This window comes from Mesorhizobium helmanticense (genome assembly GCF_003034915.1).
Taxonomy (GTDB): Bacteria; Pseudomonadota; Alphaproteobacteria; order Rhizobiales; family Rhizobiaceae; genus Mesorhizobium; species Mesorhizobium helmanticense.
The window spans coordinates 103,639-122,222 of sequence record NZ_PZJX01000047.1; the positions used below are offsets into that span (position 1 = coordinate 103,639).

The 18,584-nt window shown below is 63.9% G+C and carries 14 protein-coding genes; 12 read left to right on the forward strand and 2 right to left on the reverse strand.

Features of this window, described 5'->3' with window-relative positions; translation table 11 throughout:
• Positions 1–266 precede the first annotated feature (266 nt).
• The 3 genes from hemE to rho all read left to right on the forward strand — a co-directional run bounded on the left by hemE (position 267) and on the right by rho (position 3,288).
• Entirely contained in the window at positions 267–1,295 is a 1,029-nt protein-coding gene (gene hemE, locus C9427_RS25760; protein ID WP_107651880.1) for a uroporphyrinogen decarboxylase, read from the forward strand.
• Positions 1,292–1,846 (forward strand): protoporphyrinogen oxidase HemJ, encoded by a 555-nt coding sequence (gene hemJ, locus C9427_RS25765; protein WP_107651881.1) that lies wholly within the window; start codon positions 1,292–1,294, stop codon positions 1,844–1,846. Before hemE ends, hemJ begins: the two co-directional genes overlap by 4 nt.
• Positions 1,847–2,022: 176 nt before the next feature.
• Entirely contained in the window at positions 2,023–3,288 is a 1,266-nt protein-coding gene (rho, locus tag C9427_RS25770) for a transcription termination factor Rho (protein WP_006326593.1), read from the forward strand.
• Positions 3,289–3,473: 185 nt separating this feature from the next.
• Here the strand turns inward: rho and C9427_RS25775 are convergent, their stop codons facing one another.
• Positions 3,474–5,489 (reverse strand): thioredoxin domain-containing protein, encoded by a 2,016-nt coding sequence (locus tag C9427_RS25775; RefSeq protein ID WP_107651882.1) that lies wholly within the window; start codon positions 5,487–5,489, stop codon positions 3,474–3,476.
• A 62-nt stretch (positions 5,490–5,551) separates the two neighbouring features.
• On the opposite strand from C9427_RS25775, the gene mnmE reads away from it, so the two are divergent.
• From mnmE to C9427_RS25800, 5 genes are all read left to right on the forward strand, one after another.
• Positions 5,552–6,874, forward strand: a complete 1,323-nt coding sequence (gene mnmE, locus C9427_RS25780) for a tRNA uridine-5-carboxymethylaminomethyl(34) synthesis GTPase MnmE (protein WP_107651883.1) — start codon at positions 5,552–5,554, stop codon at positions 6,872–6,874.
• Positions 6,875–7,280: 406 nt separating this feature from the next.
• Positions 7,281–9,152: a tRNA uridine-5-carboxymethylaminomethyl(34) synthesis enzyme MnmG gene (gene mnmG / locus C9427_RS25785; RefSeq protein ID WP_107651884.1), complete on the forward strand. Its 1,872-nt coding sequence runs from the start codon at positions 7,281–7,283 to the stop codon at positions 9,150–9,152.
• Complete coding sequence (gene rsmG, locus C9427_RS25790) at positions 9,149–9,781, forward strand: 16S rRNA (guanine(527)-N(7))-methyltransferase RsmG (protein ID WP_107651885.1); 633 nt, start codon at positions 9,149–9,151, stop codon at positions 9,779–9,781. The genes mnmG and rsmG overlap by 4 nt, the downstream gene beginning before the upstream one ends.
• Before the next feature lie 52 nt (positions 9,782–9,833).
• Positions 9,834–10,634: a ParA family protein gene (locus tag C9427_RS25795; RefSeq protein WP_097576920.1), complete on the forward strand. Its 801-nt coding sequence runs from the start codon at positions 9,834–9,836 to the stop codon at positions 10,632–10,634.
• Positions 10,635–10,703: 69 nt separating this feature from the next.
• Positions 10,704–11,585: a ParB/RepB/Spo0J family partition protein gene (locus tag C9427_RS25800; RefSeq protein WP_107651886.1), complete on the forward strand. Its 882-nt coding sequence runs from the start codon at positions 10,704–10,706 to the stop codon at positions 11,583–11,585.
• 268 nt (positions 11,586–11,853) lie between these two features.
• Here C9427_RS25800 and holA read toward each other — a convergent pair whose 3' ends face one another.
• Positions 11,854–12,897, reverse strand: coding sequence for a DNA polymerase III subunit delta (gene holA / locus C9427_RS25805; RefSeq protein WP_107651887.1), 1,044 nt, complete (start codon positions 12,895–12,897; stop codon positions 11,854–11,856).
• A gap of 426 nt (positions 12,898–13,323) precedes the next feature.
• On the opposite strand from holA, the gene C9427_RS25815 reads away from it, so the two are divergent.
• From C9427_RS25815 to lpdA, 4 genes are all read left to right on the forward strand, one after another.
• On the forward strand, positions 13,324–14,556 hold the full coding sequence (locus C9427_RS25815; RefSeq protein ID WP_107651889.1) for a 3-methyl-2-oxobutanoate dehydrogenase (2-methylpropanoyl-transferring) subunit alpha: 1,233 nt from the start codon (positions 13,324–13,326) through the stop codon (positions 14,554–14,556).
• A gap of 2 nt (positions 14,557–14,558) precedes the next feature.
• Positions 14,559–15,572, forward strand: a complete 1,014-nt coding sequence (locus C9427_RS25820) for an alpha-ketoacid dehydrogenase subunit beta (RefSeq protein WP_107651890.1) — start codon at positions 14,559–14,561, stop codon at positions 15,570–15,572.
• Between the two features lies 1 nt (position 15,573).
• A complete protein-coding gene (locus C9427_RS25825) occupies positions 15,574–16,899 on the forward strand; it encodes a dihydrolipoamide acetyltransferase family protein (RefSeq protein WP_107651891.1) in 1,326 nt (441 codons plus the stop codon).
• Between the two features lie 258 nt (positions 16,900–17,157).
• A complete protein-coding gene (gene lpdA / locus C9427_RS25830) occupies positions 17,158–18,552 on the forward strand; it encodes a dihydrolipoyl dehydrogenase (RefSeq protein ID WP_107651990.1) in 1,395 nt (464 codons plus the stop codon).
• The last annotated feature ends 32 nt before the right edge of the window (positions 18,553–18,584 follow it).

The following is an 18,584-nucleotide window of genomic DNA, read 5'->3' on the forward strand; positions in this document are numbered from 1 at the left end:
CCGTGGACGAGTGTTTTTGCCTTCGTGTCATCCACAGGGCCGTTTTCCCCGGGGCGGCGATAAGCCATTGACTCCAGTGGGCGATTCCCGGCCTTCCACAAAGTCCTACAATCCCGATGGAGAAGCACGCGACAATATGCTGGCTGGTCTTTGCCGGGGTAAAGCGGGACAGGTGACAACCACCACAACCAACAGACTCTTAGAATCAGAAGATTCTTAGAAATAGAATATTTGATTATAGAGAAGCCGGGAGAGGCGAGCGCTGAATGCCTGAGAACCGCATCATGCTGGACGTGCTGAAGGGCAGGACGGTATCGCCGCCGCCGCTCTGGATGATGCGTCAGGCCGGCCGCTACCTGCCGGAGTACCGGGAGACGCGCAAACGCGCCGGCTCGTTCCTCGATCTTTGCTACAATCCCGATCTTGCCGTCGAGGTGACGATGCAGCCGATCGAGCGCTTCGGCTTCGACGCCTCGATCCTGTTTTCCGATATCCTGGTCGTGCCGCATGCGCTGGGCCGCGACGTGCGCTTCGAGGAAGGCCGTGGACCGCTGCTGACGCCGATCTCGGCCGTGGAGATTTCGGCTCTCGATGGCGAAACGTTTCACGTGAATCTCGAACCGGTCTACGAGGCGGTGCGCCGGTTGCGCGCGAAATTGCCTGGAGAGACAACGCTGATCGGCTTCTGCGGCGCGCCGTGGACGGTGGCGACCTATATGATCGCCGGCCACGGCACGCCCGACCAGGCGCCGGCGCGGCTGTTCGCCTATCGAGAGCCGGCGGCTTTCTCCCGACTTCTCAAGGTGCTGGCCGATCATTCCGCCGCCTACCTCATTCGCCAGATCGAAGCCGGCGCCGATGTGGTGCAGATCTTCGACTCCTGGTCCGGCGTGCTCGACGAGGCGTCCTTCGAATTGTTTTGCGTAGAACCGGTGGCCGAGATCGTCAGGCAGGTTCGAGCCGTTCATCCCGATGTTCCGATCATCGGCTTTCCCAAGGGCGCTGGCGATCACTACCGCAGCTATCGGCAGAAGACCGGTGTGACCGGCCTTGGTCTCGATTGGACCGTGCCGCTGACAGCGGCGCGAGAGTTGCAGCGAGATGGCGCTGTCCAGGGCAATCTCGATCCGCTGCGGTTGGTGGTCGGCGGCAAGGCGCTTGCCGAGGGCGTAGAAGCGATCCTGAAGGCGTTGGGCAACGGGCCGCTGATCTTCAACCTCGGCCATGGCATCACGCCGGAGACGCCGCTGGCGCATGTCGAGCAGATGGTGAAGCTGGTGAGGAGCGCATCATGACGATGATGGGCAAAGGCGGCCAGGAAGGCGGCGCCAATGGGGGCGGAACGGCGATGCGCCGGGCGGCAATCGCGATTGCCGTTTTCCTCGTTCTTGCCGGGCTGCTGTTCTTGTTCGGGCCGGATGATTTCTATCCATGGGCGAAGGCGATCCATGTGATTGCCGTCATTTCGTGGATGGCGGGCATGCTCTATCTGCCGCGGCTCATGGTCTATCATGCCGATGCGCAGAAGGGTTCGGTGCAGTCGGAGACCTTCAAGGTGATGGAGCGCCGCCTGCTGCGCGGCATCATCAATCCGGCGATGGTCGTCACCTGGGCGTTTGGCCTCTGGCTTGCCTGGAAGGGCTTCGGTTTCCACGGCGGCTGGCTGCATGCCAAGATAGCGGGGGTGGTTGGCCTCTCCGCCGTTCACGGCTATCTGGCCGGCGCCGTGCGCAAATTCGCCGAGGATCGCAACGAAAAACCGGCGAGGCACTGGCGGATCGTCAATGAGATCCCCACATTGCTGATGATCGTCATTGTCGTGCTGGTTATCGTGAAGCCGTTCTGACGCATTATGGCGCTGCTGGTGTGACCAGCAAAAGGCGGCTTGCTCTTTCACCCGACCGACGATAAAAGACGGGTCTTCCTTCCCGTCATGCGCCGCCCCTTCATCGCTTTCGGCCGCGCCCGGCATTTGTCGCATCCCGCCGATCTTTTTTCCCAAATCCGATTCAGAGTCCGTCTATGCAAGAAATGAAACTCACCGAGTTCAAGAACAAGAAACCACCAGAGCTGATCGCTTATGCCGAATCGCTCGAGGTCGAGAATGCCAGCGTCATGCGCAAGCAGGAGCTGATGTTCGCCATCCTGAAAAAGCTGGCAGCGCAGGAGATCGAGATCATCGGCGACGGCGTCGTCGAGGTGCTGCAGGACGGCTTCGGCTTCCTGCGCTCGGCCAATGCCAATTATCTGCCGGGTCCCGACGATATCTATATCTCGCCCTCGCAGATACGCCGCTTTTCGCTGAAGACCGGCGATACCGTCGAAGGGCCGATCCGCAGCCCGAAGGAAGGCGAACGCTATTTCGCCCTGCTCAAGGTCAACACCATCAATTTCGATGACCCCGAGAAGATCCGCCACAAGATCCACTTCGATAATCTGACGCCGCTTTATCCGACCAAACGGCTGAAGATGGAGATCGACAATCCGACCAGCAAGGACATCTCGGCGCGCGTCATCGACCTGGTGGCGCCGATCGGCAAGGGCCAGCGCGCGTTGATCAACGCACAGCCGCGCACCGGCAAGACCGTGCTGATGCAGAATATCGCGCATTCGATCACGGCCAACCATCCGGAATGCTACCTGATCGTGCTTCTGATCGACGAGCGGCCGGAGGAAGTGACCGACATGCAGCGCTCGGTGAAGGGCGAGGTGATCTCCTCGACCTTCGACGAGCCGGCGGTACGCCACGTCCAGGTCGCCGAAATGGTGATCGAGAAGGCCAAGCGCCTGGTCGAACATGGCCGCGACGTCGTCATCCTGCTCGATTCGATCACCCGCCTCGGCCGCGCCTACAACACCGTGGTGCCGTCATCGGGCAAGGTGCTGACCGGTGGTGTCGACGCCAATGCGCTGCAGCGGCCGAAGCGCTTCTTTGGTGCGGCCCGCAATATCGAGGAAGGCGGTTCGCTGACCATCATCGCCACCGCGCTGATCGACACCGGCAGCCGCATGGACGAAGTCATCTTCGAAGAGTTCAAGGGCACCGGCAACTGCGAAATCCAGCTCGACCGCAAGGTGGCGGACAAGCGCATCTACCCGGCCATGGACATATTGAAGTCCGGCACCCGCAAGGAAGACCTTCTGGTCTCCAAGCAGGACCTGCAGAAGGTCTTCGTGCTGCGCCGGATTCTCGCGCCGATGGGAACGACCGACGCGATCGAGTTCCTGATCGACAAGCTGAAGCAGACCAAGACGAATGCGGATTTCTTCGATTCGATGAATACGTAAGGGTCGGGCTGTGCCCGGCCTGTCCTTCTCCCCTTGTGGGAGAAAGTGGATCGGCGCGCAGCGCCGAGACGGTTAAGGGGTGCTGGCCGGATCGTTGTTGGTGCCAAGCTGGAACACCCCTCATCCGACCGAGCTTCGGTCGGCCACCTTCTCCCACAAGGGGAGAAGGAAGAGCGGCGCGAGGCTTACCGGCGCAGCAGGCGCTCCAGCTCTTCGGCTTCCTTCACCACCGGCAAACAGACCTGCCCCGTGCACAACCAGGCGCCGGGCTTGTCGGTTGGCGGCAGGATGCCGCCGGGCAATGTTGGCCGATTCGCGTCCGTACCAATGGGCACAACGATATCCACCCGGCGCGGGTCTGGATTTCGATTCGCAACCGGAACAAGCATTGGATTCACTGGACTGTCGACGATCACCAGCTTCAATGGTTCGAGTGCCAAAGCGCAGGCGTTGACGATGCCGGCCTGGCCATGGGCCTGGTGGGCTGCACGGCCGGCCGCGTGTTCGGCGATTGTCCAGGCCCTCTCCAGCAGGTCGAGATCGCCGGTGACCGAAGACAGCCGGACCAGAGCCTCGATGATCTGGCCGGTGGCCGAAGGAATGGCTTCGTCGACATCGCCCCTGATGCGGATCGGCACATCGGTGCTGTCCGACGCGGTCAGATAGTAGCCGGTCTTGTTCTCGTCCTGGTGCCAGTGGTCGAGCTGTTCGATGAATTGCCGTGCCCGATCGACGTAGTTCGAGTTGCCTGTGGCCTCGAACAGCGCAATCGCGGCGTTGGTCATGGCGGCATAATCGCTGGACAGAGCCGGAAACAGCTTCCTGGCGCCGAGCATCGAATGCGGCAGTCGCTTGTCCTGCCCGGCATTGGCGATATGGGCGAAAGCAATCTCAGCCGCTTCGATCCAGTCGGGCCTGTCCAAGGATCGCCCCGCCTCGGCCAAGGCCGTGATCACCAAGCCGTTCCAGTCGGTCAGGGCCTTGCCGTCGCGCCCAGGCTTGACGCGGCTTTCTCTCGTTGCCAGCAGCCGTTCCTTCAGCGGAACCAGCCGGTCGCGATCGGCCACGCTTTGCGCCTGCTGGGCCGTTGTCTGATGGAGGATCGGCTCGCCCTCCCAGCCATGCGGGGCAGAAAGCGTGAAGTATTTGAAAAACAAGGCTGATTCGTTGCCGAGGACGGTTTCGATCTCATCCCTGTCCCAGGTGTAGAAAAGCCCCTCCTCACCGTCGCTATCGGCGTCGAGGCTCGCGGCGAAGGCGCCGCCCTCGACGCGCATCTCGCGCAGCAGCCAGCCTACCGTCTGTTCGATTCGTACCCGGAACAAATCATTGCCCGATGCCGCATAGGCCCAGTTGCACTGGCGGATCAACTGGGCATTGTCGTAGAGCATCTTTTCGAAATGCGGCACCAGCCACTCGGCATCGGTCGAATAGCGGCTCAGGCCGCCGCCGACATGATCGTAGATGCCGCCGGCCAGCATCTTTTCGAGGCTGAGCAGCACGGCGTCGCGATGGGAAGCGGCGCCGTCGCGCAGCCAGGACAGCCAGAGCGTCTGCATGAACGGCGCATTGGGGAATTTGGGCGCACCGCGCAGGCCGCCCAGATCCCTATCGATGATACCGTCGATGCCGCTGGCTAGGTTTTCCAGCGTAGCGCGGTCGAGCGCGGTCTTGGCATGGCCACCGGCCAACCGCTGTTCGACATGGCTCGTCAGGCCGTCGGCGCTCTGGTTGAGGCTCGGCCGCTTGTCGCGCCAGGCCTTGTCGACCGCTTCCATCACCTGGATGAAGCCGGGGCGGCCGTAGCGTGCCTCGCGCGGAAAATAGGTGCCGCCCCAGAAGGGCTTGCCGTCCGGGGTCAGGAACATGGTCAGCGGCCAGCCGCCCTGCTCGCCCATAGAGGACAGCGCGGCCATGTAGATCTGGTCGATGTCGGGCCGCTCCTCGCGGTCGACCTTGATATTGACGAAGAGACGGTTCATGACGGCGGCCACTCCGTCGTTCTCGAAGCTCTCATGCGCCATGACGTGGCACCAGTGGCAGGCGGCGTAGCCGACGGAGAGCAGGATCGGCCGGTCCAGCGCCCTGGCTTCGGCAAGGGCCGCGGGCGACCAGGCCCGCCAGTGTACCGGATTGCCGCTATGCTGCTGCAGATAGGGGCTGGCTTCTTCGGCAAGCAGGTTTTGCGCAGGCAACGTCACGGAGCAACTCGGTTTGTGGGACGGTTCTCCGGGAAGCTAGGGCGGTTGAATAGAGCGGGCAAATGATTTCAAGCGATTCCATCGTTGCTCTTTCCAGCGGCCGCCTGCCCGCCGGCATTGCCGTGATCCGCATTTCGGGGGCGCGGACTCGATTCGTTGTCGAAACGATTGCCGGCGGTATGGTTAAGGACCGCGTCGCGACGTTGCGAAAGCTGCGGGCAGCGGATGGAACCTTGCTCGACACCGGCTTGGTGGTCTTCTTCCCGGCTCCAAACAGCTTTACCGGTGAGGATGTCGCCGAGTTCCATGTTCATGGCGGACGGGCCATCGCGGCAAAAATGCTGGAGACGATCGCGGGCTTCGACGGTGTCAGGCATGCCGAGCCCGGCGAATTCACCCGGCGCGCCTTTCTCAACGGCAAGGTCGATCTGGTCGAAACCGAGGCGCTGGCCGATCTGGTCAACGCAGAGACCGAGGCACAAAGGCGCTTTGCCGTACAAAATGCCGAGGGCGCGCAGAGCGAACTCTATCTCGGCTGGCGCCGGCGGCTCATCCATGCGCGCGCGATGATCGAAGCCGAGATCGACTTCGCCGACGAGGACGATGTGCCTGGTTCCGTGGCGGACGCGGTCTGGGAGGATGTCAGGGCGATGGTCGACGAGATCGGCCGCCATGTCGAAGGGTTCCGGGCCGCCGAGATCATTCGCGACGGGTTCGAAGTCGTCATCCTCGGGGCGCCGAATGCCGGAAAATCCAGCCTGTTCAATGCGCTGGCCCGGCGCGAGGCAGCGATCGTCACCGATGAGCCCGGCACGACCCGCGATCTGCTTGAAGTGGTGCTGGATCTCAGTGGTGTGCGGGTCAGGGTCACCGATACGGCCGGTCTGCGCGAAGCGCCGGACAAGGTCGAGGCGATCGGCATCGAGAAGGCGCGCGCCAAGGCCCATGGCGCCGACCTCTTGCTCGTGCTGGAGGACATGGCCGATCCGGTTCCAGTCGGCGCGATACCGACCGACGCGCCGGTGTTAAGGATTGGAACAAAGGCTGACTTGATCGAGCCGCAGTTGCTGGCGGCAGATTATGATGCTGCGATTTCGGTCAGGGATGGCACAGGTGTGCCTGAGTTGCTGGCAGAGATCGGACGTCGCGCTGAGGCAGAAATCAGTCAAGCGGGCGATATCCTGCCGTCGCGGCTGCGGCATGTCGAACTTCTTAACGAGACCAGGCGCTTTCTGCTGGCGGCGTTGACCGAGGACGGGCGCGGGCAGGAGTTGCGGGCGGAGGAGTTGCGCCTGGCGGCGGATCGACTTGGACGAATCGTCGGGTCGGTTGACGTCGAGGATTTGCTGGATGTGATCTTTTCGCAGTTCTGCATTGGGAAATGACTCACGTGAAACATTGCAGAGCGGCGGCGGGTTAGGGATTCACGTGAAACATGGGCGACTGCTATCGCTCGTCATCCTAGGGCTTAGCGAACGCGAAGCGGAGCGCAGACCCAAGGATCCATGCCGTTACCTCAGCCGAACGACGCAGCGATTCGGAATGGTCTCTGCCGCAGCACGCCTTTGTCGTTGAACTGACGCGCAGAAAAAATACTCGATTCGGGCAGGCCTTCGTTTGCCATTGATGTCGCGGCATGGATGCTAGGGTCTGCGCTGCGTCGCTGCGCTCCTTGCTTCGCCTTAGGATGACGAAGTTGCACTGTTTCACGTGAAACGAGCTTGCCCTGCGTCCTTGACAGCGCGGCCCAGCGGGGACATGTGTCGACCACTCTGAAACTGGAACACTGGAATGACCGATCGCTATGATGTGGTTGTGGTGGGCGGCGGCCACGCGGGTTGCGAGGCGGCGAGTGCTGCCGCGCGCGCCGGGGCGCGGACTGCCCTGGTGACGCTGCGCTTCGACACGATCGGCGTCATGTCCTGCAATCCGGCGATCGGCGGCCTTGGCAAGGGCCATCTGGTCCGCGAGATCGACGCCATGGACGGGCTGATGGGCCGCGTCGCCGATGCGGCCGGCATCCAGTTCCGGCTGCTCAACCGCCGCAAGGGGCCGGCGGTGCGTGGGCCGCGGACCCAGGCCGACCGCAAGCTCTATTGCCTTGCCATGCAAGCAGCGATTCGGCAGCAGAACGATCTCGACGTGGTCGAGGGCGAGGTGCTGGATTTCGAAATCGACGATGGGCGCATGGTGGCGGTACTGCTGGCCAATGGCCGAAGACTCGGCTGCGGCGCCGTGGTGCTGACGACCGGCACGTTCCTGCGCGGTCTCATCCATATCGGCGAGAGGAAGATCGTCGCCGGCCGCATGAACGAGCAGGCGAGCCTCGGCCTGTCGGCAACGATGAGCCGCGCGGGCTTCAAGCTTGGGCGGCTGAAGACCGGCACGCCGCCGCGGCTTGACGGCCGCACCATCGACTGGGCGTCGCTGGAGAGCCAGGCGGCGGATGAAGATCCCGTGCCGTTCTCGCTGATGACCGACGCTATCGAGAATCCACAGATCCATTGCGGCATTACGCGCACCACGACGGCCACGCACGAGCTGATTCGCGCCAATCTCGGCCGCTCCGCCATGTTTTCCGGCTCGATTGAAGGCGTCGGGCCGCGTTACTGCCCATCCATCGAGGACAAGATCGTCAAGTTTGGCGACCGAGAGGGCCACCAGATATTCCTCGAGCCCGAGGGGCTGGACGACGACACCGTCTACCCGAACGGCATTTCGACCTCGCTGCCCGAAGATGTGCAGCTCGACATATTGAAGACCATTCCCGGCCTGGAGCGCGCAAGCATGCTGCAGCCCGGCTACGCCATCGAATATGATCACGTCGATCCGCGCGAGCTCGAGCCGACGCTGGAGACGAAGCGGATCGGCGGTCTGTTCCTGGCCGGACAGATCAACGGCACGACGGGCTATGAAGAAGCCGGGGCGCAAGGCTTGCTGGCTGGCCTGAATGCCGCCCGGAAGGCTTCGGCCAGCGACCAGATCGTGCTCAGCCGTACCGAGGCCTATATCGGCGTGATGGTCGACGATCTGACCAGCCGCGGCATCAGCGAACCCTACCGCATGTTCACGTCGCGGGCCGAGTTCCGGCTGTCGCTCAGGGCCGACAATGCCGATGAGCGGCTGACGCCTTTGGCCATGAAGCTCGGGATCGCTTCGCGGGAACGCACACAGCGGTTCAATGAAGTCGTGCAGGATCTGGAGACGGCGCGGGCGTTGGCACTTGGCACGACCATGACGCCCAACGAGGCGGCGCGCCATGGCTTGGAGATCAACAAGGACGGCGTGCGCCGCTCGGCCTATGAACTGCTGGCTTATCCCGGCGTCGACGTCGCCTGGCTGACGAGGATCGCGCCCGAGTTCGGCGCGATCGATGCCAAGACGGCGGAACGCCTTGAAACGGAGGCGAAATATTCCGTTTACCTTGACCGCCAGCAGGCGGATGTCACGCAGATCAGGCATGAGGAGAGCCGGCTGATTCCGGCTTCGCTCGACTTTACGGCAGTGCCTGGCCTGTCGAACGAACTGAAGCAGAAGATGCGGGCACGCCAGCCGCGCTCCATTGCCGATGCGCAGCGCATGGAGGGCATGACGCCGGCGGCGCTGGCGATCATCGTCGCGCATGTCCGCAACGCCGAGGCCGCGCGAAGGGATGTTGCGTGAGCGCTGCGTCCTGGGCGAGCCTGCAAGAGGCAGCCGGCCCGGTTTCACGTGAAACATTCGAGCGCCTGGTCGCGTTTGAAGGGGTGTTTCAGAAGTGGAACCGCAGCATAAATCTTGCCGCGCCCTCGACGATGAACGATGTCTGGGGCCGTCACATCCTCGACAGCGCCCAGCTCGCTCGAATCGCGCCCGAGGCGAAGAGCTGGGTCGATCTCGGCTCGGGCGGCGGCTTTCCCGGCCTGGTTCTTGCCTTTCTGCTTGCCGAGCGCGATGGCGCCAGCATCGATCTCGTTGAAAGCAATCGGAAAAAAGCGTCGTTCCTGCAAACGGTCGTCGGGCAGTTCAACCTGCCGGCGCGGGTCGTCGCGCGCCGCATCGACGATAGCTATCCTCTTGTTCCGACACCAGAACTCGTCACGGCTAGGGCGCTGGCGCCGCTCCCCATGCTGCTCGACTTGGCATCGCCCTGGCTGACCAAGGGCGCGCGCGGCCTGTTCCACAAAGGCCGGGATTACCGCGCCGAAGTGGCAGAAAGTACTCAACGATGGTCCTTCGATCTGGTAGAACATGCCAGTGTGACCGACGCCCATGGCGTCATCCTCGAACTGTCTGGCTTGCGACCCGTCTGACATGCGATTCCCTTTGACTGGCGACCTCGGAATGAATTTCTGGCATAGACCCATGATGAAGAACGGCCCTCGAATCATCACCGTAGCCAACCAGAAGGGCGGCGTCGGCAAGACCACGACCGCCATCAATCTGGCCACGGCGCTGGCGGCGATCGGCGAAAAGGTGCTGATCGTCGACCTCGATCCGCAAGGCAATGCCTCGACGGGCCTTGGCATCGACCGCAAGGACCGCACCGTCTCGTCCTATGACGTGCTGACGGGCGAGCTGGATCTGGAAGCAGCGGCGATTCCAACGGCGGTGCCGGGCCTGTCGATCGTGCCGTCGACGCTCGACCTGCTCGGCATCGAGATGGAGATCGCTTCCGCACCCGACCGGGTGCTCAAGCTGCGCAATGCGCTGCGCGCGGCGAGCGAGCGTGGCGCGCCCTTCGGTTATGTGCTGATAGACTGCCCGCCTTCGCTCAATCTTTTGACTTTGAATTCAATGGCGGCAGCCGATTCTGTTCTTGTTCCGCTGCAATGCGAATTCTTCGCGCTGGAAGGCCTCAGTCAGCTGCTCGAAACGGTCGAGCAGGTGCGCCGCACGATCAATCCGGATCTGATCATCCAGGGCATCGTGCTGACCATGTATGACGGCCGCAACAATCTCGCCAACCAGGTGGTGCAGGACGTCAGGGCACATATGGGCGACAAGGTCTACGAGACCATCATTCCGCGCAATGTCCGGGTGTCCGAGGCGCCGTCCTACGGCAAGCCGGCGATCCTTTATGACCTCAAATGTTCGGGCAGCCAGGCCTATCTGCAGCTTGCCTCCGAAGTGATTCGCCGCGAGCGCAAATTGCGCGCCGCGTAAAGGTTTGCCCGATTTTGCTAAAGCGATACGAAAGAAGCCGATTCGCTACCGAAACGATCTGGACGGACGATGACTGAAGACCTTTCAAGAAAAAGACTGGGGCGGGGACTGGCGGCGCTGATCGGCGAAATCGATCGCCCGGCGGCGGTGGAAAAGCAGGGCATGAACGCCGACGGCAAGGTGCCGATCGAGTTCATCAGCCCCAATCCGAAAAACCCGCGCCGGCATTTCGGCGATGCCGAGCTGACCGATCTTGCGCAATCGATCCGCGAACATGGCGTGGTGCAGCCGGTGGTGGCGCGGCCGTCGCCGACGCAGCCCGGCCGCTACGAGATCATCGCCGGCGAGCGGCGCTGGCGTGCGGCTCAGCGCGCCGGGCTGACCGAGATCCCGATCATCGTGCGCGACGTCAACGACCGCACGGCGCTGGAACTGGCGATCATCGAGAACGTCCAGCGCGCCGACCTCAATCCGGTCGAGGAGGCACAGGGCTATCAGCAATTGATCGACGACCACGGCTACACCCAGGCCGATCTCGGCAATGTCATCGGCAAGAGCCGCAGCCATGTCGCCAACACGCTGAGGCTGTTGAAGCTGCCGGACGTGATCCGCGACATGCTTGTCGAGGGGGCGCTCTCGGCCGGGCATGCCCGCACGCTGGTGACTGCGGAAGACCCGGCCGGCCTTGCCAAACGGATCGTCGAGGACGGGCTTTCGGTGCGCCAGGCGGAAGCGCTGGCGCAGATGCCGGCCGGTGCGCCAGCCGCCCCAAAGAAGGCCGAACCGGCGCATAAGGATGCCGACACGCTGGCGCTGGAGAAGCTGATGACCGATACGACCGGCATGATCGTGTCGATCGAGCACAAGGGGAAGGGTGGGGTGCTCCACGTCTCGTACCGGACGCTGGAACAGCTCGACGAATTGTGCCGACGACTGAAGCAAGAGCGGTAGTTAGCCGGCGAATTATATCTTTTTGGGCAGCGCGGCTGGCTCCCCTAAAGCCTTAAGCCCTGTTCACTCCATGGTGCACTACTTGTCTTGCCAGCGTCGAAGGCTTGGCGCGGCTCTCCCTTCTCCCCTTGTGGGAGAAGGTGTCGCCGATAGGCGACGGGTGAGGGGTGCTCCAGCTTGGCACCGACCGTACTCCGTCCAACACCCCCCCGTCTCGGTGCTGCGCGCCGATCCACCTTCTCCCACAAGGGGAGAAGGTCAGGTGTTCCTATCTCTGCGCCAGCCTTGCGCTCTCCACAGCAATGCCGAGCAGCGCTTGCCGCGCCAGCGCGACCGACAGATCCGGCCTCCGCCTTGTTTGCAGCACGGCGGTCTGCAGCCGGTTCAGGGCGCGGCCGAGCGCCTCGCTGTTCCAGCGTTCGAGTGCCCGCTCGACCAGTTTGCGCCGCGAGAAAAAAACCGGCGGGCGGGCCGCGGCGACGACCGAGGCGGCATTGCGGCCGCCGGAGTCCATCTGGCCGCGCATGGCCTGCATCGCCTGCAATTGCCGCATCGCCGACGACAGCACCAGGAAGGGCTGGCCGCCGGACTGGCAATGGCGGGTGAAGGCGGTGTCGAAATCGCCGATCTTGCCTTCGAGCACGGCATCGACGGCGTCGTCGAAAGAAGCGCCCGAGACATCGCCCGACGTCGCCTTGACGTCGTCGAGGCCGATCTCCTTCTGGCCGTGGGCGTAGAGAACGAGCTTTTCGATCTCGCCGCGCGAGGCCAGCCGGTCGCCGCCAAGATTGCGGCGCAGCGCCTGCCTTGCGTCAAGCGCCATCGACATGCCGGCCTTGCGCAATTCGTCGTCGATGACCCCATCGATGTCCCTGGCTTCGTCGGCGTAGCAAGGCAGGGCCATGGCATTGTCGGCCGCCTCGACGATCGAGCGCAGGCCGACGCCCTTCTTCAGGTCGCCGGCTTCGATGAGAATGATCGCATCGCGCGCGGGCTCCGTGACAAGCGCCTTGATGTCGTCGGCCAGCGCCTTCTGGCCGCTGGCATTGCGCACCCAGAGCAGGCGCCGATCCGAAAACATCGGCACGGTGCGGGCCTCGTCGAGCAGGCGGCCCTCGTCGCGATCGATCTCCGAACCGTCGAGCCTGACCACCGAGAACGGATCGTCGAGCGGCAGGCCGGTTTTACCGGCAAATGCCCTGGCGCGCTCGGCGACAAGCCCGCGATCGGGACCGTAGATCAGGACGATCGAGACGCGCGGATCAGGCTTCGCGAGCCAGGAATCGACCTCGTATGCTTTCTTCTGTGCCATGGGGGATGGTTAGCATGGTGTGGGCGCTGGGTGAACGGCTCTTCCCTTCTCCCCCTGTGGGAGAAGGTGGATCGGCGCGCAGCGCCGAGACGGATGAGGGGTGTTGGACGGAGTACCGTCGGCGCCAAGCTGGAGCACCCCTCATCCGTCGCCTTCGTCGACACCTTCTCCCACAAGGGGAGAAGGGCCCGCGCGACAACCCGCCGCTGCCAATTGTCTCTTCTGGCGGAAAAGCTCGCGCAACCTTTGCCCAAATTGCGCGCTGCGGCGGAAGTTAGACAGGAAATTACGAGCGCTTGTCTTCATCTTACGCCGCAGTGGGTCAGCTGCCGGACCGAGGCTCTTCGGCAGCATTTCAATCGCCACAACGAATTGGCACTGGTCTGGCGGTGTGCGAAGATCGGGCAACAGTGGAGGACGAAGGTCATGGCCGATGCTGGAATGCTGCGCTTCCATGTGCCGGAACCGGAAGTGCGGCCGGGCGGGACGCCGGATTTCTCCAATGTGACGATACCCAAGGCCGGCTCGGTGCCGCGCCCCGGAATCGATGTCGATCCGCGCACCATCCGCGACATGGCGTTTTCGATCATCCGTGTCCTGAACCGCAACGGCGAGGCCGTCGGCCCCTGGGCCGGCCTGCTGTCCGATGACGAGTTGCTGGAGGGGTTGCGCCATATGATGACGCTGCGCAGCTTCGACGCACGCATGCAGATGGCGCAGCGCCAGGGCAAGACCTCCTTCTACATGCAGCACCTTGGCGAAGAGGCAGTGAGCTGCGCCTTCCGCAAGGCGCTGGCGCCGGGCGACATGAATTTTCCGACCTATCGGCAAGCCGGCCTGCTCATCGCCGACGGCTATCCGATGGTGACGATGATGAACCAGATCTATTCGAACGAGGCCGATCCGCTGAAGGGACGGCAATTGCCGATCATGTACTCGTCGAAGGAGCATGGCTTCTTCTCGATCTCCGGCAATTTGGCGACGCAATATATCCAGGCGGTCGGCTGGGCGATGGCTTCGGCGATCTCCAATGATTCACGCATCGCCGCCGCCTGGATCGGCGACGGTTCGACGGCCGAGTCCGACTTCCATGCAGCCCTGGTGTTCGCCTCGACCTACAAGGCGCCGGTCGTGCTCAACGTCGTCAACAACCAATGGGCGATCTCGACTTTCCAGGGCATTGCGCGTGGCGGCTCCGGTACCTTCGCCGCAAGGGGCCTCGGCTTCGGCATTCCTTCGCTGCGCGTCGACGGCAATGATTATCTTGCCGTGCACGCGGTGGCCAAATGGGCGGCGGAGCGGGCGCGCAGCAATCTCGGGCCGACACTGGTTGAATATGTCACCTACCGCGTCGGCGCGCATTCGAGCTCCGACGATCCGTCGGCCTACCGGCCGAAGGCCGAGTCAGACGCCTGGCCGCTCGGCGATCCGGTCGTGCGCTTGAAGAACCACCTGATCCAGCGCGGCGTCTGGTCGGACGAGCGCCACGCCCAGGCCGAAGCGGAAATCCTCGAGACGGTGATCGCGGCGCAAAGGCAAGCCGAACGCCACGGCACGCTGCATGCCGGCGGCAAGCCGTCGGCGCGCGACATGTTCGAAGGCGTCTATGCCGAGATGCCGCCGCATCTCAGGCGCCAGCGCCAGCAGGCAGGGGTCTGACCATGCCAAGACGGACGATGATCGAGGCGATCCGCGACGCCATGGACGTGTCGATGGCGCGCGACGAACGCGTCATCGTCTATGGCGAGGATGTCGGCTTTTTCGGCGGCGTCTTCCGCTGCACGCAGGGCCTGCAGGCAAAATACGGCAAGAGCCGCTGCTTCGACGCGCCGATCAGCGAGGCCGGCATTGTCGGCTCGGCCATCGGTATGGCGGCCTACGGCCTGAAGCCTTGCGTCGAGGTGCAGTTTGCCGACTATGTTTATCCGGCCTACGACCAGATCGTCTCGGAGGCGGCGCGGCTGCGCTACCGCTCGAACGGCGATTTCACCTGCCCGATCGTGGTGCGCATGCCGACCGGCGGCGGCATCTTCGGAGGCCAGACCCACAGCCAGAGCCCGGAGGCGCTGTTCACCCATGTCTCCGGCCTGAAGGTCGTGGTGCCATCCAATCCGCATGACGCCAAGGGCCTGCTGATTTCGGCGATCGAGGATCCCGACCCGGTGATCTTCCTGGAGCCGAAGCGGCTCTATAACGGCCCCTTCGACGGCCATCACGACCGCCCGGTGACGCCGTGGTCCAAGCATGAGCTCGGCGAGGTCGCCGAGGGTCATTACACGGTCCCGCTCGGCAAGGCCGTCATCCGGCGGCCGGGTGCTGCCGTCACCGTGCTTGCCTATGGCACGATGGTCTATGTCGCCGAAGCCGCCGCCGCCGAGACCGGCATCGATGCCGAAATCATCGATCTCAGGACCTTGTTGCCGCTCGATCTCGACACAATAGTCGCCTCGGTGAAGAAAACCGGGCGCTGCGTGGTCGTGCACGAGGCGACGCTGACCTCCGGCTTCGGCGCCGAACTGTCGGCGCTGGTGCAGGAGAACTGTTTCTATCACCTCGAAGCGCCAGTCGCGCGCGTTGCCGGCTGGGACACGCCCTACCCGCATGCGCAGGAGTGGGACTATTTCCCCGGGCCCGCCAGGCTCGGCCGCGCCTTGCTTGAAACGATGGAGGCCTAGCGTGGGCGAGCATGTCATCAAGCTGCCGGATGTCGGCGAAGGCGTCGCCGAGGCGGAACTGGTCGAATGGCACGTCAAGGTCGGCGATCTCGTGCGCGAGGACGCGGTGCTGGCTGCGGTCATGACCGACAAGGCGACGGTCGAAATACCCTCGCCGGTCGATGGCGAGATCCTGTGGCTCGGCGCGGAGATCGGCGACACGGTGGCGATCGGCTCGCCGATCGTGCGGCTGAAAGTGGCGGGCGAGGGCAATGTGAAGGCGCAGAGCGGCGTGGCGGAAGAGGCCATCCGTGCCGAGCCTCCAGCGAAGCCTGCAGCGCCGAAACCCGAGGTTGCGCTCGCGAAGACGCCGTCAAAAACCGATGAGATAAAGGCGAAACCGGCGCCATCTCCTTCTATTTCGAAGAACACGGTGCGGCCGTCCATCTCCGGCGCCCCGCGTCCCGAAGGCGAAAAGCCGCTGGCCTCGCCCGCCATCCGGCTGCGGGCCAAGGAGGCCGGCATCGATCTCAGGCAGGTCGCGGGCAGCGGCCCGGCAGGCCGCATAAGCCATGAGGACATCGACGCCTTCCTGGCGCGGGGACCGCAGGTCGCCAGGACATCCGGCCTCGCCCGCAACGACGCCGTCGAGGATATCAAGGTGATCGGGTTGAGGCGCAAGATCGCCGAGAAGATGGCGCTCGCCAAATCGCGCATTGCGCACATCACCTATGTCGAGGAGATCGACGTCACCGCGCTGGAGGAACTGCGCGCCGCGCTCAACAAGGAGAAACGGCCGGCCGGCGCGGAAAGGCCGAAGCTGACGCTGCTGCCGTTCCTGATGCGCGCCATGGTCAAGGCGATCGCCGACCAGCCCCAGCTCAACGCGCTGTTCGACGACGAGGCCGGCATCATCCATCAGCATGGCGGCGTCCATATCGGCATTGCCGCGCAGACGCCGTCGGGGCTGGTGGTGCCGGTGGTGAAACATGCCGAGGCGCGCGACATCTGGGATTGCGCCGCCGAGCTCAACCGGCTGGCCGAGGCGGCAAAATCGGGCACGGCGAGCCGCGACGAGCTGTCGGGATCGACCATCACCATCACCTCGCTCGGCGCCATGGGCGGCGTGGCGACGACACCGGTGATCAACCATCCGGAAGTGGCGATCGTCGGCGTCAACAAGATGATGGTGCGGCCGGTGTGGGACGGCACCCAGTTCATCCCGCGCAAGATGATGAACCTGTCGTCGAGCTTCGACCACCGCGTGATCGACGGCTGGGACGCCGCGGTGTTCATCCAGCGCATCAAGACGCTGCTGGAGACGCCGGCGCTGATTTTCGTGGATTGATGAGATGAGGTCGATCTCGAACGTACATGGGGCAGAGAAGAGTCGCCGGCGTGGGGCGCCGGGATGTGGGCTCCCCCTTCTCCCCTTGTGGGAGAAGGTGTCGCCGAAGGCGACGGATGAGGGGTGTTCCAGCTCGGCACGGACGGCGATCCGTCCAACACCCCTCATCCGTCTCGGCGCTGCGCGCCGATCCACCTTCTCCCACAAGGGGAGAAGGACAAGGCGCGCGGCGCCCATCGCCGGAAGGACGCAGTCGACATGAAAGAAATCTCCTGCAAGCTGCTCGTCATCGGCGCCGGGCCTGGCGGCTATGTCTGCGCCATCCGCGCCGGCCAGCTCGGCATCGACACGGTCATCGTCGAAGCGGGCAGGCCGGGCGGCACCTGCCTCAATGTCGGCTGCATCCCGTCCAAGGCGCTGATCCATGCGGCGGAGGAGTTCGAGAAGGTATCGCATATGGCCGGCGGCAAGGGGCCGCTCGGCATTTCGGTCGCGCCGCCTTCACTCGACCTGGCCAAAGCCGTGGCCTGGAAGGACGGTATCGTTAGCCGGCTTACCAACGGCGTTGCCGGACTGCTCAAGAAGGCCAAGGTCAAGACCGTACAGGGCTGGGCGACGTTCCGCGACGGCAAGACCGTCGAGGTCGAGACCGAGACCGGAACGCAGGTGATCCGAGCCGAGACGGTCGTGATCGCGACCGGTTCGGCTCCGGTCGAACTGCCGTTCCTGCCCTTCGGCGCGCCGGTGATCTCATCCACGGAAGCGCTGGCGCTGAGCGAAGTGCCCAGAAGGCTCGCGGTCGTCGGTGGCGGCTATATCGGGCTGGAGCTGGGCATTGCCTTCGCCAAGCTCGGCGCCGCGGTGACCGTGGTCGAGGCCTTGCCGCGCGTGCTCGCCCAATATGATGCGGAGCTGACCCGGCCGGTAGTAAAGCGGCTGGCCGAACTCGGCATCGAGGTGATCACAGGCGCGAAAGCCAAGGGCCTCTCCAGTAAAGGCGATGCGCTGCTGGTCGAGACGTCTGACGGCAAGACGGCTAAGATTGCCGCCGACAAGATCCTGGTCACGGTCGGGCGCAAGCCGCTGACCGAAGGGTTTGGGCTCGAGCAGATCGATCTCGACAGGTCAGGCAAATTCATTCGCATCGACGACCAGTGCCGCACCTCGATGTGCGGCGTCTTCGCCATTGGCGACGTCACCGGCGAGCCGATGCTGGCGCACCGGGCGATGGCGCAGGGCGAAATGGTCGCCGAGATCGTCGCCGGTCACAAGAGAAGCTGGGACAAGCGCTCGATCCCGGCGATCTGCTTCACCGATCCCGAACTGGTCACGGCGGGCCTGTCGCCGGAGGAGGCGAAGGCGCTGGGCGAGATCAAGATCGGCCAGTTCCCCTTTGCCGCCAATGGCCGGGCGATGACGAAGCTGGGCGAGGAAGGGTTCGTGCGGGTCGTTGCCCGCGCCGACAACCATTTGGTGCTCGGCATCCAGGCGGTCGGGCAAGGTGTCTCGGAACTGTCGGCGGCTTTTGGCCTGGCGCTGGAAATGGGCGCGCGGCTGGAGGATATCGCCGGCACCGTCCATGCCCATCCGACGCAAGGCGAGGCGTTCCAGGAAGCGGCGCTGAAGGCGCTGGGACACGCGCTGCATATTTGAGGGGGGCGGCTCCCCCTTCTCCCACAAGGGGA